This is a genomic window from Pantoea sp. ANP04 (assembly GCF_041982285.1).
GTDB classification, from domain to species: Bacteria; Pseudomonadota; Gammaproteobacteria; order Enterobacterales; family Enterobacteriaceae; genus Pantoea; species Pantoea eucalypti.
Genome location: NZ_JAUTYS010000001.1, coordinates 192,222 through 207,058, shown reverse-complemented (window position 1 = coordinate 207,058; position 14,837 = coordinate 192,222). Strand labels below are relative to the sequence as shown.

Genomic DNA, 14,837 nt, shown 5'->3' with positions numbered 1-14,837 from the left:
GCATGCACCCCATGATACCGTGCTTAAACGCCGTTTAATGGCCTGATTGCGGACAAGTATGCCATGTTAAAAATTGTTCCTGTTCACAAGTGTGATGTTTTTTTGTGAGGGGCGACACATTTTTACCGGGAGTAAGCTGGCAGGATTAACAGTAACAAACAAATAATCACTTAATTTAACAGTGGAGGCGTAACGTGCCAGCTGAAAATATCTGTGTTATCGGGTTAGGTTCTATGGGCATGGGTGCCGCGAAATCCTGTCTGCGTGCCGGTTTAAACACCTGGGGTGTCGATTTAAACCCCGCTGCGCTGGAGAGCTTACGTCAGGCCGGCGCACGTGATGCGCAGCCATCCGCCTCTGCCTTTGCAGACCAACTTGATGCCGTATTGCTGCTGGTGGTGAACGCGCAGCAGGTAAACGCCATTCTGTTCGGTGAAGCGGGCCTGGCTGCAAAACTGCGTCCCGGCACCGCAGTCATGGTTTCATCCACGCTTTCCGCGCACGATGCGCAGCAGATTGAACAGCGGCTGGCCGAACACCAGTTGCTGATGCTGGATGCCCCGGTTTCCGGCGGTGCCGCCAAAGCGGCCAGCGGTGAAATGACTGTAATGGCCTCCGGCAGCGACGCAGCCTTTGCGTACCTGCAGCCGGTGCTGGATGCGGTCGCGGCCAAAGTGTACCGCGTGGGCAGTGAAATCGGCCTTGGGTCTACCGTCAAAATTATCCATCAGCTGCTGGCGGGTGTTCATATCGCAGTGGGTGCAGAAGCGATGGCGCTGGCGGCGCGGGCCGGTATCCCGCTGGACACCATGTATGAAGTCGTCACCAATGCGGCGGGCAATTCGTGGATGTTCGAGAACCGTATGAAGCATGTAGTAGACGGGGATTACAGCCCGAAATCAGCCGTCGATATCTTTGTGAAAGATCTTAACCTGGTCGCCGATACTGCCAAATCGCTGCACTTCCCGCTGCCGCTGGCCTCAACCGCCCTCAACATGTTCACCGAAGCCAGCAACGCGGGATATGGCCGCGAAGATGACAGCGCGGTAATTAAAATCTTCAGCGGCATCACGCTGCCACAGGCCGGGGAGAAAAACTGATGCGTCTTGGGGTCATAGCGGACGATTTCACCGGTGCAACGGACATCGCCAGTTTTCTGGTGCAGAACGGCCTGAGCACTATTCAGTTCAACGGCATTCCCGCCAGCGAAGAAATCACCGGGGCGCAGGCGATAGTGGTCAGCCTGAAAAGCCGCTCTTGTCCGGCAGAGCAGGCGGTTGCCCAGTCGCTGGCGGCGCTGGCCTGGCTGCAGCAACAGGGCTGCGAGCGCTTCTACTTCAAATATTGCTCTACTTTCGACAGCACAGCGCAGGGCAATATCGGTCCGGTGACCGATGCGCTGCTGAACGCACTGGGTGAAACGCAGACGGTCATCTGTCCGGCGCTGCCTGTCAATGGCCGTACCGTCTATCAGGGCTATCTGTTTGTCGGTGATCAGCTGCTGTCAGATTCCGGGATGCGTCATCATCCGGTCACACCGATGCACGACAGCAACCTGCTGCGTCTGATGACATCGCAGGCGTCGGGAAAAGCCGGGCTGATCGCAGCGGCGCAGGTCGGGCAGGGCGCAGAGTCAGTGCGTCAGGCGCTGGGCCAGCTGGCGGCACAGGGGATCAACTACGTCGTGACCGATGCTCTGCATCAGGATCATCTGGTGACGCTGGGCGCAGCGCTAAGCGATATGCGGCTGGTCACCGGCGGTTCGGGGCTGGCTATCGGTCTGGCACGGCAGTGGGCGACGGCTGAGACCGACGCTGAGGCGGAGCAGGCAGGTCGTCCGCAGGGCGATCGCGCCGTGGTGCTTTCCGGCTCCTGCTCGCAGATGACCAACCGGCAGGTTGCCGCGTATCGCCAGCTGGCACCGGCCTGCGAAGTTGAGATTGAACACTGCCTGGAAGATGCCGAAGGGTATGCCCGACAGCTGTGCGACTGGGTAGAAGCACATCGCCATCAGGCGCTGGCACCGCTGCTGTTTGCCACTGCGGACGCGCAACAGTTGCAGGTCATTCAGCAGCGCTATGGTGCGCAGCGCAGCAGTGAAGCCGTTGAGCAGCTGTTCACCGCCGTCACCCGTGAGCTGAAACAGCGCGGCTGGCAGCGCTTTATCGTGGCGGGCGGTGAAACCTCTGGTGTGGTTGCGCAGAGCCTGGGCGTAACGGCCTTTCACATCGGCCCGACCATTTCACCTGGCGTACCCTGGGTTCGCGATATCCATCAGCCGCTCTCACTGGCCCTGAAATCAGGCAATTTTGGCGATGAAGACTTTTTCCGCCGCGCGCAAACGGAGTTTACTTATGTCTGAATCTTTCTCTTTCGCGGAGCAGCAGGCGCGTGACGAAATGGTGCGTCTTGGCGCGTCGTTCTTTCAGCGTGGCTATGCCACCGGCTCGGCGGGTAACCTCTCCATGTTGCTGACCGATGGCAATCTGCTGGCGACACCCACCGGTTCCTGCCTCGGGGAATTACAGGGCGATCGGCTGTCAAAAGTCACGCCTGAGGGGGAATGGCTCTCCGGTGATAAACCCTCCAAGGAAATCGCGTTTCATCGCGCGCTCTACCTGAATAATCCCGACTGCAGGGCAGTGGTGCATCTGCATAGCCACTACCTCACAGCGCTGTCGTGTTTACAGGGTCTGGACAAGAAAAACTGCATTCGCCCGTTTACGCCTTATGTCGTGATGCGCGTAGGTGATGTGCCGGTCGTGCCTTACTACAAGCCGGGCGATGAACGACTGGCCGAGGATCTGGCAACGCTGGCACCGCGCTACCGTGCCTTTCTGCTGGCGAATCACGGTCCGGTGGTGGTAGGTAAATCATTACAGGAAGCGGCAGATAACACCGAAGAGCTGGAAGAGACTGCCCGGCTGATCTTTACCCTGGGCGACCGCCCGATTCGTTATCTCAATGATGGCGAAGTGGCGGAATTAAGGAGACGATAATGCCGAAGTTTGCTGCTAACCTCTCGACGCAGTTTACAGAATACCCCTTTGCTGAACGCTTCGCGGCAGCAGCTGAAGCCGGTTTTACTGCGGTGGAATTTCTGTTTCCTTATGACTATCCCGCCGCGCAGATAAAACAGTGGCTTGATGATAATCATCTGGAGCTGGTGCTGTTCAACACGGCTCCCGGCAACATTGCGGCGGGTGAGTGGGGCGTCTCTGCCATTCCCGGACGGGAAGCGGAAGCTAAGGCGGATATCGATCGCGCCCTGAGTTATGCGATTGCGCTGAACTGCCCGCAGGTTCATATCATGGCCGCGACGGTGCCGCCTGGTGCCGACCGCCAGCGCTACGTCGAGACCTTTATCAGCAACATGCGTTATGCGGCTGAGTGCTTTGCGCCGCACGGCATCACCCTGCTGATAGAAGCACTTAACCCGACAACCAAACCCAACTATCTCTACGCCAGCCAGTATCAGACGCTGGAGATGGCTGAACAGATCGACCGGCCTAATGTGTTTACTCAGCTTGACCTGTTCCATGCGCAGCGCGTTGACGGCAACCTCAGCCATCTGATTCGCCACTATGCCGGACGCTATCGTCACGTACAGATTGCGTCGGCACCGGATCGCCATGAGCCGGATGAGGGTGAAATTAATTATCCGTACCTCTTCGCGCTGCTGGATGAGGTTGGCTATACCGGCTGGATCGGCTGCGAGTATATCCCGCGCGGAAAAACGACCGAGGGGCTTGGCTGGTTTAAAACCTGGAAGATAAGAACCTGATTTAACGTGCTTTAAAACCGGTGTTTCGGCACCGGTAGGGAGAGGCTTGCCTTTTTTCTGGCCCTGTACCTGCTATTTCTGTACGCCGATAACCCAAAAAATATAACAATTTCTGAGGTTTACTATGTCCACCGCACTGCTGTTAGCCATAGCGACCGCCAGCATCGTGATCCTGCTGCTGCTGGTCATCAAAGCCAAAGTTCATCCGTTTGTCGCCCTGTTAATTGTCAGTCTGCTGGTGGCTATCGCGACCGGCATTCCGGCTGAAAAAATCATGGAGACGATTATCACCGGGATGGGTGGACTGCTCGGTCATATCACCATCATTATCGTTTTGGGTGCCATGCTTGGGGCGATTATTGAAGCCTCGGGCGGTGCTGAATCGCTGGCGCAACGCTTCAGTAAAACGCTGGGGCTAAAGCGAACCGTCGCGGCCCTGACCATGGCGGCCTTTATCCTGGGCATTCCGGTGTTTTTCGAAGTGGGCTTTATTATCGTCATCCCGCTGATTTATGGCTTCACTAAGGTGGCACGCGTCTCACCTTTGAAATTTGGTCTGCCGATGGCGGGTGTGATGCTGACAGTGCACGTGGCGCTGCCGACCCATCCGGGAGCAGCCGCTGCGGCGGGCATCCTGCACACCGATATGGGTTGGCTGATGATGCTGGGTATTGCGATTTCAGTGCCGGTCGGCATCATCGGCTACTACGTGGCGAAGGTCATGAACCGTCGCCATTACCATCTGTCGGTGGAGGTGCTGGAACAGTTGCAGATGGCGAAGCCGGAGGGACAGGAAAAGAAAAATGAGCCAGCTCCACCCGGCGCGCTGACCATCAGCGGTCTGATTGTGGTTCCGATTGTGTTAATTGTGCTGGGAACGCTGTCCCACACACTCCTGACAGAAGGGAGCCTGCTGCGAAATGTGATGACCGTGATTGGCACGCCGCCGATTGCCCTGCTGATTGCTTTAGGTCTGGCGGCGTGGCTGCTGGGCGTGCGACGGGGCTGGAGCAAAGACAAGCTGGAAGATCTGACCGGTCGCGCCATTCCTACCTCAGCCAGCGTGATTCTGGTGGCCGGTGCGGGTGGGGCATTCGGTAAAGTGCTGGTGGAGTCGGGCGTGGGTAAAGCGCTGGCGGTCACGCTTGAAACGCTGCATCTGCCGCTGGTCCCGGCTGCGTTTATCCTGTCGCTGGCACTGCGTGCATCACAGGGTTCAGCCACGGTGGCCATCCTGACCACCAGCGGTTTGCTGACGCAGGCGGTAACTGGTGTGACGGATATGCAGCGGGTACTGGTCACCCTCGCAGCCTGTTTTGGCGGCCTGGGACTGTCGCATGTCAACGATGCGGGATTCTGGGTGGTGACACGTTATCTTGGATTATCCGTCGCCGATGGTTTACGCACCTGGACCGTGCTGACGACAATAATGGGATTAAGCGGTTTTGCACTGACCTGGCTGGCGTGGACCGTACTCTGATTCAGCAATATCAGACACTCAGACCCGGCAGGTGATGCCGGGTCTGAGTGTCTCAGTACGTCAGGAAACCAGCTCCTGCGCATAGAGATAGAGCGCTTTCAGCTGCCCAACCTTTTCTGCATCCGCTTCATGCAGATTGGCCAGTCCCTCCAGCTCCTGCATAAAGGCCGACACGCGCTCAGCATTCAGCACTTCACGGCGATGCTGCAACCAGCGTTGCTGCTCGGCATCATCCAGCGTGCCGGGGAAGTTACGCGCCCGGTAGCGGAACAGCAGTTTTGCCACCCGTGCACTTTCAAAGCTCAGATCGAGCGCGGGCAGATTCGCGGGCGCGGTCTGACGAATGATATTCATCCCGGCGCGGTCGGCATCACTGAAGAAGCCATCATAAAGTTGCGTGTCTACATCGTCTGACGGCGTAAACGGCTCCGCTTCCGCAAACAGCGTGACCAGTTTTTCCCGCACGTCAGGCTGCTGACGCAGCAGCGCCAGATTCGCCAGACAGTGCTGACGGTCAATGCCCAGACGGGCCGCATCTTCCGGGCGCAGCGTACTGGCAGGGGCCAGCACCGGACACTTGTTAATGTGCACCAGTTTTACCGGCACCGGTGGCAGATCGCCAAGGTCGTTTTTCGGCGTAAAAAGACGCTCACGAAGTGTGTCGGCATCCAGCTGCAACAGTGGCGACATGTCACCCGCCAGATCCACGACGATCAGTGCATTGCGGTTATCGGGATGCCAGGCCAGCGGCACGATCCAGCTGGTGTTACCGCGCGCGGCGCCAAACATGCCGGAGACATGGACCAGCGGCTTCATCTGCGGGATGTCGATCAGGTTCATCAGCTTGTTTTTGTTTCGATGAGTAAACAAAAACTCAAACAGTTTTGGCTGCTTCTCTTTTACCAGCTTCGCCATCGCCAGCGTGGCGTACACATCAGACATCGCATCATGGGCATTTTCATGGGCTACGCCATTGGCTTTGGTCAGATGCTCCAGCCGGAAGCTGGGGAAGCCTTCTTCATTCTCCGGCCAGATGATCCCGTCAGGGCGCAATGCGTAACAGGCACGCATCACGTCCAGGAGGTCCCAGCGTGAGTTGCCATTTTGCCAGGCCCAGCCATAAGGGTCATAGAAGTTGCGATAGAAGATATTGCGTGTCACTTCATCATCGAAACGCACGTTGTTGTAGCCCACCACACAGGTTTGTTCGGTAGTGAACAGCGTATGAATGCGTTCGGCAAACTCTGCTTCGATCACGCCGCGACTCATCGCAATCTGTGGGGTAATGCCGGTAATCATCACGGCTTCGGGCTGTGGCAGGTAATCATCAGGCGGACGGCAGTAGAACACGTCGGGCTCACCAACCGGATTAAACTCGCTGTCGGTGCGCAGGCCGGCAAACTGGGCGGGCCGGTCGCGAGAGGGGCTGGTGCCAAAGGTTTCATAATCGTGGAAGAGGAAAGTAGGCTGTACGCGGTCGTTATTCAAATTTCATATCCGTTCATTGCGTTCACTGACTTTATAAACAGAAAGCGAGAAAACGGCTCTCTGTTCGCTCTGAATTTGTCTGCGCACAGCAGGCTGAATGATGTTCGTTGTGTCTGATGTGCGCTGATTGTGGTCCAGCCGTGTCGTGCCATTATAGTGGGCCAATACAGCCGATGGGGCTTTACCTGTATGGTAAACCATAATCCGGCACGCCAGAAGTTAAGGGTTTAACCCGCTTCACATTGATTTTTAGCTGCACCGCAGCAAGAACCGCAGCGTCAGACGAATAAGACCCTGTTGGTGTCGTTGGTCACGCTCCCAGACCGGACGCTGTTTCGCCTGTTCTTACTGCGTCATGCCCGGCGCTCGCGGTGCAGGTCGCCCTATGAAATCTGCTCTTTACCTGTGGGATGACGCGGATCACTGGCGGTAATCCGGCACCTGGCAGGTCAAACCCCGTCATCAGTTCATACTTTTTTTCAATTTATTCAAACCTTCACAACGCTTTTAACGTAAAACGTGCGGCTGTTTCCGTTTCGTTTTAGAAATTTTCTCTCCCGTGTAATTAAGGATGAAGTGTTGAAAAGGCGTCTGCTGTTCACCGTTACCGCTACTCTATTTTGGGCCTCGCTGGCACAGGCTGATGCGATCCCCTTTCCTGTGACGCCTCCGGCAATTGATGCCGCTTCCTGGGTGCTGATGGATGCCACCACCGGGCAGCTCCTGACGGCGGGTAATCCCGATGAACGCCGCAATCCCGCCAGCCTGACCAAGCTGATGACCGGTTACGTGGTGGATCGCGCCATCGACCAGAAAAAAATCAGCCGCGACGATATGGTCACGGTGGGTAAAGATGCCTGGGGAGCGGGTAATCCGGTGTTTAAAGGCTCATCGCTGATGTTCCTGAAGCCAGGCGATAAACTGAGCGTCCGGGACTTAAGCCGTGGCGTCATCATCGATTCCGGTAACGACGCCTGCGTTGCGCTGGCGGATTACGTGGCGGGCAGCGAAGCAAACTTTGTCGGCATGATGAACCACTATGTCGAAAAACTGGGTCTGCAGAATACCCATTTTGAAACAGTGCATGGACTGGATGCACCCGGTCAGTTCTCCAGTGCGCTTGATATGGCAAAACTGTCACGCGCTATTATTGATGGTGAGCCGGACTTTTATGCCATGTACAGTGAGAAAACCCTGACCTGGAACGGCATCACTCAGAACAACCGTAATGGCCTGCTGTGGGACAATAATCTTCACGTTGATGGACTGAAAACCGGTCACACTGAGACGGCAGGCTTTAACATTATTGCCTCGAATGTGGTGGGCAAGCATCGCCTCATCGCCGTTGTGATGGGGGGTAAAAGTTCAAAAGGCCGTGAAGAGCAGGCGCGTAAATTGCTGGTCTGGGGCCAGAACACCTTTGATACTGTTCAGCTGTTCCACGCCGGTAAGAAGATTGGCACTGAAAATGTCTGGTACGGTAATCCTCATCAGGTCGATGTCGGAACCGCAGATGATGTGTATCTGTCGCTGCCGCGCAGTGAAGTGCAGAACGTGAAGGCGAAGTACGTCATTAATCGCAAAGATCTGGAAGCCCCGCTGAAAGCCAATGAAGTGGTGGGTGAAATTCAGGTGATCGATAAAGATCAGCAGATTGCTCACTATCCGCTGGTGGCGCTCAGTGCGGTTGAACCGGCCGGTGTCATTACCCGCGTGACGGATTATCTGAAGCAGAAGTTCTGATTAGCCGATTGTCAGCACTAAAACGGGTAGCCTGCGGGCTGCCCGTTTTCACATTGATGCTCTGTGACTGCGTATCGATAAAAGTTACAGAGCCGTAGCCAGTTGTTTTTAACTTCCGGGCAGGTATGTGAGACGGATGTTGATAATTGTAAGCGAACGTCAAAACTGTTTGAAATATCCCGCCTGCGCTAAGTCTGAGCCGCGTTCAGAGTTAAGATAGCCACATTATGTTCCCGCAACCGGAAAGCCACCTTGCGTCCTGATAAGCCCATATCAAAACTGGAGTTCTGGTTTTATCGCCATTACCGCTCCGTTCACGGCGTGCGCATTGCCATCGCCTTTTTGCTCTGCTTCATCTTTGTCCGGGCTACCGGGATTCCTGAAGGCACCTGGCCGCTGATTACGCTGGTGGTGGTGATGGGGCCGATCTCCACCTGGGGAAATGTCTTTCCGCGCGCGCTGCAGCGTATCAGCGGCACGGTGGCGGGCTCCATCTCCGGTCTGATTGCTCTGAAGCTGGAACTGATCTCGATGCCGGTGATGCTGGCCTGGTGCGGTGTCATCATGGTGATCAGCGGCTATCTGACGCTGGGCAAACATCCCTACATGGCGCTGTTGATCGGAATTACGCTGAGTGTGGTGGTGGGTGCGCCAACCGGCGATTTCACCATGGCATTGTGGCGGGGCGGTGATGTGATTCTGGGATCGCTGATGGCGCTGCTGTTTACCGCGATCTGGGCGCAGCGGGCCTACATCCACTGGCGTATTCAGCTCTCTGACGCGCTGGCGGAAATGGCGAAGATCTATCACGCCGGTTTTTCGCCCAACCTGGTTGAAAAGCCGCGTCTCAACAAGCCGCTGAGCAAATTGCTGAGCAGCGTCATTAAGATGCGAGCGCTGCTGGAGCCGTCGAGCAAAGAGACGCGCATCCCGAAGTCGGTGCTTGAAGCCATTCAGACCATTAACCGTAATATGGTTAACACCATTGAGATGCAGATTAATGCCTGGTGGGCATCGCGTGAAAGCCATCTGATTATGCTTAACGCACCCGCACTTCGCCGCACCCAGCAGATGACCGAGAACACGCTGCGGGCGCTGTCGGTGATGGCGATTGAGGGGGAAACGGAAGAGGTGATTGCCAACAGCCATGAGCTGACTGAAATCAGCGGCGAACTGCGACGGCTGATCGCCGACGCGGGCAGCGATGGTCTGGAAGAGACGCCCATCTACGGCTACGTCTGGCTGACGCTGGAACTGGCGAAACAGCTGGAGCGGATGACCGATCTGATGCGAATGGCGCTGCGCAAATAATCACCTCAGACAATGACTTAATGTGAAACCGGGTTTCTTTGCGCTAAGATAAGAGCCAGTCTGAATTTAGCTGTGAAAATTGCTTACCTGGCGGGCTAGCCGCTAAGCTGATCGTTTTGACTCTCTCCCTGCGTCAGCAGGCTCAAAGAAAGGTGCCATCATGGAAAATGCCAAGCAGTCATTTCAGGACGTACTGGAGTTCGTGCGTATGTTCCGCCGCAAAAACAAACTGCAGCGTGAAATCGTCGACAACGAGAAGAAAATTCGCGACAACCAGAAGCGCGTTCTGCTGCTCGACAACCTGAGCGAATATATCAAACCGGGCATGAGCGTTGAGGCTATTCAGGAAATCATCGCCAGCATGCGTGTGGATTATGAAGATCGCGTCGATGAGTACATCATCAAAAACGCCGACCTGTCGAAAGAGCGTCGCGAGCTGTCTAAAAAGATCAAAGCGATGGGCGTGGGCGAACACCCGAAAGCGTAAGGGCCTATAGCTGAGCGCTAATGCGACTGAGCTCCCATGCGAACCCGCTTCCACTCTGGTGGAGCGGGTTTTTTATTGCCCGCATAACCGCAGATTTATTTACCCGCCAGCCTTCGCGCAATCCCCTGTAGCTGCTGTGACAGCGCCACTAAATCGACCTGCTTATCTGCGGGCGGGGCGGTGGTCTCGCGGATCACCAGCGTGGTTTCCAGCGCGATGTGTGAAGCTTCTTCACCCTGAAGCCGCGCCAGCATCCGCTCGACGCTCTGTGCGCCAAGAAAGTGTAAATCCTGCCGCACCGTGGTCAGCGGCGGCTGATACCATGCGCTCTCGGCGGTATCATCATAACCAATCACTGATATCTCACCGGGAATCGCCACGCCATACTGATGCAGCGCCCGCATCGCACCCAGCGCCATCTGATCGTTTGCGACCAGCAGCGCCTGTGGCAGATCGTCGGGCAACTGCGCCAGCAGCGCCTGGTAGCCGGACTGTGCGCTCCAGTCGCCCCGCAGGGAACAGTGCGGCGTTAACTGATGATCGGCCAGCGCCTGACGCCATGCGTTTTCACGCTGACGGGCGGACACCGAGCGCAGCGGTCCATTTAGCAGGCCAATCTGACGGTGACCCAGCGCCACGAGATGTTCAACGGCAGCGCGCGCGCCAGACTCATTCGGGTACTGACACTGCGCCACCGCGGCCCTGGGTTCAACATCCAGAAACAGCACCGGTTTACTGCCACACAGCAACTGGATCTGCTGCGCCTCGTCCGCCTCCAGCGGCAGATTGATCAGCAGCCCATCGACCCGCTGTGCCAGCAGTTCATTCACGGTGGCGGCCGCATCGTTACCGCTGTCCATCGCGATCACCAGATGATATCCCGCCCTCGCAGCACGCTGCTGAATCGCCGAGGCGATCTGCGCCGGTGCCATCAGCGCCAGATCGCTGGTAGCCAGACCGAGCGTGCGCGTCGCTTTGCCCGCCAGCTGCTGCGCCACGCGATTAGGCACATAATTGAGCTGCTGCATTGCCGCCTCAACCCTTTGCCGCGTGCGGGCTGACACCTGTTCAGAACGATTTAAAACACGTGAAACGGTTTGATATGAGACGCCAGCCAGTTGAGCGACATCATCGAGGGTCACGGAGCGGGAAGTCATTGAACTCTCCAAAATATGAAGCGATGAGTGTAGCAAATTTTCCTGCTGCGCTGCTGCTGCTGACCACACTTTCACCGCCACACTGCCGGGGCCATTCCCGCACCCGGTCAGCGCAGTCGGCCCTGGTTAACGCTGTTGCAGATAGACCTGCAGATTCACATCCACTGCGTTCAACAGCGGCGTCGCGAGGCCATTTCGTTTCGCCCGCAGCAGCAGATCGCCTATCACCTGATCCGCTTCGATATCAGAGCCCTGGGTGAGATCGCGATACATAGAGGAGGTCATGGGCGTCGCCGGATTGTTCAGCAGCTCAAAAATGCGGGCGGTGACCGCCGGGCGCGGCTGATAGCCTTCGGCAGTGATGACGGACAGAATCTCAGTGAAAACCCCCTGTAACAGCGCTTCACCGCCGCGCGAGGTGAGAATTTGCTGAGTATTGCCGCGTGCCAGGCAGCAGACCGCGCCCAGCGTGCTCAGCAGCAGCCACTTTTCCCACAGTTCATCCATGATGTTGTCACTGAACAGGGTATCAACCTGACAGTCGCGCAGTGCGGCATCAACCCGCTGCAGCCGCGCGTCGTTGTTACCGTTCAGCGCACCGTATAAGAGCTGATGCAGCGGCGTCATCTGGATCACTTCACCCTGGTCACCCAGCGTGGCATTGATTTTACACAGGCCGCCAATCACCTTATCTTCGCCGAAACGCTGTTGTAGTGTTGCGATGTGCCGCATTCCGTTGAGAATCGGCATGATCAGGGTTGCCGGGCCGACCGCAGGCGTAATGTCATCCATGACCTGATCAAGGGCAAAGCTCTTCACCGTCACGATAATCAGGTCATAGTGGCTTTTCAGCGTGCTGGCCTGGATTAGCTGCGGCTGAAACTTTTCAGTGCCCTGCGGCGTCTGTAATACCAGACCGTGGGTCTGAAGCTGCTGATAACGCCGTTCACGTACCAGAAACGTGACATCCTGACCTGCCTGAATCAGTCGTGCGCCAAAATACCCACCGGTCGCCCCGGCACCTGCCATCAGAATACGCATCCCACTCTCCCTTTCTGAAAACCTCTACCTTAGAACGCCGCAGCCGGGCTTACCAGTCTTAGCAAGGTCAGAGCGCATTGAGGAGCATAAAATGCCAGGTCGGGAAAGCGTCGGCAGGGAGGCGGCAACGCAGAGTCTCCCTCTGTTCCGGTTAAACGATTAAGCCAGCATGGTGCGTTACAGCCGGGTGACGCCCAGCGCGGCGGCCTGCTGCTCCCATGCCAGCACGACCTGATAATTGTCCCGATGCACCGGGCTGAATCCGCCGATCAGATTATCGTCGCAGATGGCGCGAAACGCAGGGTCGCTCACCAGCTGAAGCAGTATTGTGCGTAACGTCTCCAGCCGGGCCGCTGACGTTGAGGCTGCCGTGATCAGCGGTAATCCGGGTGCGGCTGGTGACTCTCCGATGATATGCAGGCCGCGCAGTTCCTCAGGCGCATGGCGCGCCAGCAGCGCCCAGCTGACGCAGTCGATCGCCGCGATATCCGCCTGTGAATCACGCAGTGCTGCCAGCGACTGACGGTGCCCGCCGCTCAGCAACAGCTGCGAAAACGTTATGCCCTGAAGCGCTGCTAACCGCCGCAGCGTGTTATAGCCGGAGTGCGAGTCCAGGCTGTTTGCCACGGCCCGCTGACCGTTGAAATCGGCGAGCGTTGCCTTTTTATCCCGCGCCACCAGCCAGCTGCGATATGCGTAACCGTTGCAGCCCGGTGCCCGATAGTGAAATGCACCGACCAGTTGTACTGCAGGCAATTGACTGACCAGCGGATAGCCGCAGGTCTGGCTCAGCAGCAACCGATCATTCTGCCAGTGTGTCAGCAAATCCTCAGGCCAGACCGGTTGCGCGGCCATACCCTGCTGCGCCAGCAGGGTAACCATCGCCTGCATCAGCGCCTGCGTAGCAGGCGGATGAATCGCATACATCGGCAAAGCGAGCAGGGTATTCATGTGTGTTCTCCGCTGTGTTTTCCGGTGGCGCGTAATGCACTCAAGGGTAGTTCAGATTCAGCAGCAACCGGCGCCCCGGCAATCTATTGGGTGCGCCAGTGCCTGACAGCAGAAACCCGCAGAAACCCGAAGAGTGAAAGCCAGGTTGGTCAAAAGTAACGTGGATACGCTGCAGGCTATGTCGAAAATCCTGAATATAGCGCTGAAAGATATTGACTATCAGTGGCGGCGCGGAGGGCGTAACCTTTCCCTATCGAATATCGCCTTATGCTCACAGGCGTTTAACGCCTGTCAGGAGAACTACAGATGAAAAATATTGGCTTCTTATCTTTTGGTCACTGGACGCCTTCGTCTCAGTCTGCCACCCGTACCGCGCAGGATGTCTTATTGCAGTCGATCGACCTGGCGGTCGCCGCCGAAGAACTGGGCGCAGATGGCGCTTACTTCCGGGTCCACCATTTTGCCCGCCAGCTGAGCTCGCCGTTTCCGCTGCTGGCTGCCGTGGCCGCGCGCACCAAAAAGATTGAGATTGGCACCGGCGTCATCGACATGCGCTATGAAAACCCACTCTACATGGTGGAAGACGCCAGTTCAGCAGACCTGATCTCCAATGGTCGTCTGCAACTGGGTCTGAGCCGCGGTTCACCGGAGCAGGTGATTGATGGCTGGCGCTACTTTGGCTTTGAACCCAAAGCGGGTGAAAGCGATGCGGATATGGGACGTCGTCACACCGAAGAGTTCCTGGAGGTGCTGCGCGGCGAAGGGTTTGCGAAGCCGAATCCGCAGCCGATGTTCCCGAATCCGCCTGGCCTGCTGCGCCCTGAGCCGCTTTCTGAAGGGCTGCGCGACCGCATCTGGTGGGGCTCCGGATCCAATGCCACCGCAGAGTGGGCAGCAAAAATGGGCATGAACCTGCAAAGCTCAACCCTGAAAGATGATGAAACGGGTGAGCCGTTCCACATTCAGCAGGCGAAACAGATTCGCGCCTATCGTGAGGCCTGGAAAGCAGCCGGGCATCAGCATGCGCCACGCGTCTCTGTCAGCCGCAGTATCTTTGCGCTGGTGAATGATATGGACCGCGCCTATTTTGGCCGCAGCGGTAACGACCAGGATTCGGTCGGTTTTCTGGATGAGAAAACCCGAGCCATCTTTGGCCGCAGCTACGCCGCAGAGCCTGAAGTGCTCATTAAGCAGCTGGCACAGGATGAAGCCATTGCCGAAGCGGATACGCTGCTGCTCACCGTGCCTAACCAGCTCGGTGTCGCCTATAACGCCCATGTTATTGAGGCGATCCTGAAGTATGTCGCCCCGGAACTCGGCTGGCGTTAAGTGACCCAGCGCCCTGGATAAGCAGGGCGCTATCTGGTTTACCTTGCCCGCAAATGATGCGCGTTC

General features: G+C 57.0%; 13 protein-coding genes. 9 read left to right on the top strand and 4 right to left on the bottom strand.

Annotated features, from left to right (window positions below):
• The first annotated feature begins 194 nt into the window (after nucleotides 1–194).
• The 5 genes from ltnD (at nucleotide 195) to Q7C21_RS00935 (ending at nucleotide 5,264) form a co-directional block, all read left to right on the top strand.
• Nucleotides 195–1,100: an L-threonate dehydrogenase gene (gene ltnD / locus Q7C21_RS00955; RefSeq protein ID WP_039659849.1), complete on the top strand. Its 906-nt coding sequence runs from the start codon at nucleotides 195–197 to the stop codon at nucleotides 1,098–1,100.
• Nucleotides 1,100–2,362, top strand: a complete 1,263-nt coding sequence (gene otnK / locus Q7C21_RS00950; protein WP_375150271.1) for a 3-oxo-tetronate kinase — start codon at nucleotides 1,100–1,102, stop codon at nucleotides 2,360–2,362. The genes ltnD and otnK overlap by 1 nt, the downstream gene beginning before the upstream one ends.
• Complete coding sequence (locus tag Q7C21_RS00945; RefSeq protein WP_375150270.1) at nucleotides 2,355–2,999, top strand: aldolase; 645 nt, start codon at nucleotides 2,355–2,357, stop codon at nucleotides 2,997–2,999. Before otnK ends, Q7C21_RS00945 begins: the two co-directional genes overlap by 8 nt.
• Nucleotides 2,999–3,784, top strand: coding sequence for an HPr family phosphocarrier protein (locus Q7C21_RS00940; protein ID WP_004571335.1), 786 nt, complete (start codon nucleotides 2,999–3,001; stop codon nucleotides 3,782–3,784). Before Q7C21_RS00945 ends, Q7C21_RS00940 begins: the two co-directional genes overlap by 1 nt.
• Nucleotides 3,785–3,908: 124 nt before the next feature.
• Nucleotides 3,909–5,264: a GntP family transporter gene (locus Q7C21_RS00935; protein ID WP_004571336.1), complete on the top strand. Its 1,356-nt coding sequence runs from the start codon at nucleotides 3,909–3,911 to the stop codon at nucleotides 5,262–5,264.
• Nucleotides 5,265–5,324: 60 nt separating this feature from the next.
• On the opposite strand, the gene sbcB is transcribed toward Q7C21_RS00935, so the two are convergent.
• Nucleotides 5,325–6,752, bottom strand: coding sequence for an exodeoxyribonuclease I (gene sbcB / locus Q7C21_RS00930; protein WP_312546420.1), 1,428 nt, complete (start codon nucleotides 6,750–6,752; stop codon nucleotides 5,325–5,327).
• A 579-nt stretch (nucleotides 6,753–7,331) separates the two neighbouring features.
• Here sbcB and dacD point away from each other — a divergent pair.
• The 3 genes from dacD to tmaR all read left to right on the top strand — a co-directional run bounded on the left by dacD (nucleotide 7,332) and on the right by tmaR (nucleotide 10,293).
• Nucleotides 7,332–8,495 carry a serine-type D-Ala-D-Ala carboxypeptidase DacD gene (gene dacD / locus Q7C21_RS00925; RefSeq protein ID WP_375150269.1) on the top strand — a complete coding sequence of 388 codons (1,164 nt, stop codon included), beginning with the start codon at nucleotides 7,332–7,334 and terminating at the stop codon, nucleotides 8,493–8,495.
• 252 nt (nucleotides 8,496–8,747) lie between these two features.
• Nucleotides 8,748–9,806 carry an FUSC family protein gene (locus tag Q7C21_RS00920; RefSeq protein WP_004571339.1) on the top strand — a complete coding sequence of 353 codons (1,059 nt, stop codon included), beginning with the start codon at nucleotides 8,748–8,750 and terminating at the stop codon, nucleotides 9,804–9,806.
• A gap of 160 nt (nucleotides 9,807–9,966) precedes the next feature.
• Complete coding sequence (gene tmaR / locus Q7C21_RS00915; protein WP_004571340.1) at nucleotides 9,967–10,293, top strand: PTS system regulator TmaR; 327 nt, start codon at nucleotides 9,967–9,969, stop codon at nucleotides 10,291–10,293.
• A gap of 95 nt (nucleotides 10,294–10,388) precedes the next feature.
• Here tmaR and Q7C21_RS00910 read toward each other — a convergent pair whose 3' ends face one another.
• From Q7C21_RS00910 to Q7C21_RS00900, 3 genes are all read right to left on the bottom strand, one after another.
• The gene (locus Q7C21_RS00910; RefSeq protein WP_078804546.1) at nucleotides 10,389–11,450 is read right to left on the bottom strand and encodes a LacI family DNA-binding transcriptional regulator; all 1,062 of its coding nucleotides are present in this window, start codon (nucleotides 11,448–11,450) and stop codon (nucleotides 10,389–10,391) included.
• A gap of 126 nt (nucleotides 11,451–11,576) precedes the next feature.
• Nucleotides 11,577–12,491 (bottom strand): ketopantoate reductase family protein, encoded by a 915-nt coding sequence (locus Q7C21_RS00905; RefSeq protein ID WP_078804545.1) that lies wholly within the window; start codon nucleotides 12,489–12,491, stop codon nucleotides 11,577–11,579.
• 177 nt (nucleotides 12,492–12,668) lie between these two features.
• Entirely contained in the window at nucleotides 12,669–13,442 is a 774-nt protein-coding gene (locus Q7C21_RS00900; RefSeq protein WP_078804544.1) for a phosphate/phosphite/phosphonate ABC transporter substrate-binding protein, read from the bottom strand.
• 306 nt (nucleotides 13,443–13,748) lie between these two features.
• On the opposite strand from Q7C21_RS00900, the gene Q7C21_RS00895 reads away from it, so the two are divergent.
• Complete coding sequence (locus Q7C21_RS00895) at nucleotides 13,749–14,771, top strand: LLM class flavin-dependent oxidoreductase (protein WP_004571347.1); 1,023 nt, start codon at nucleotides 13,749–13,751, stop codon at nucleotides 14,769–14,771.
• Nucleotides 14,772–14,837 lie beyond the last annotated feature (66 nt).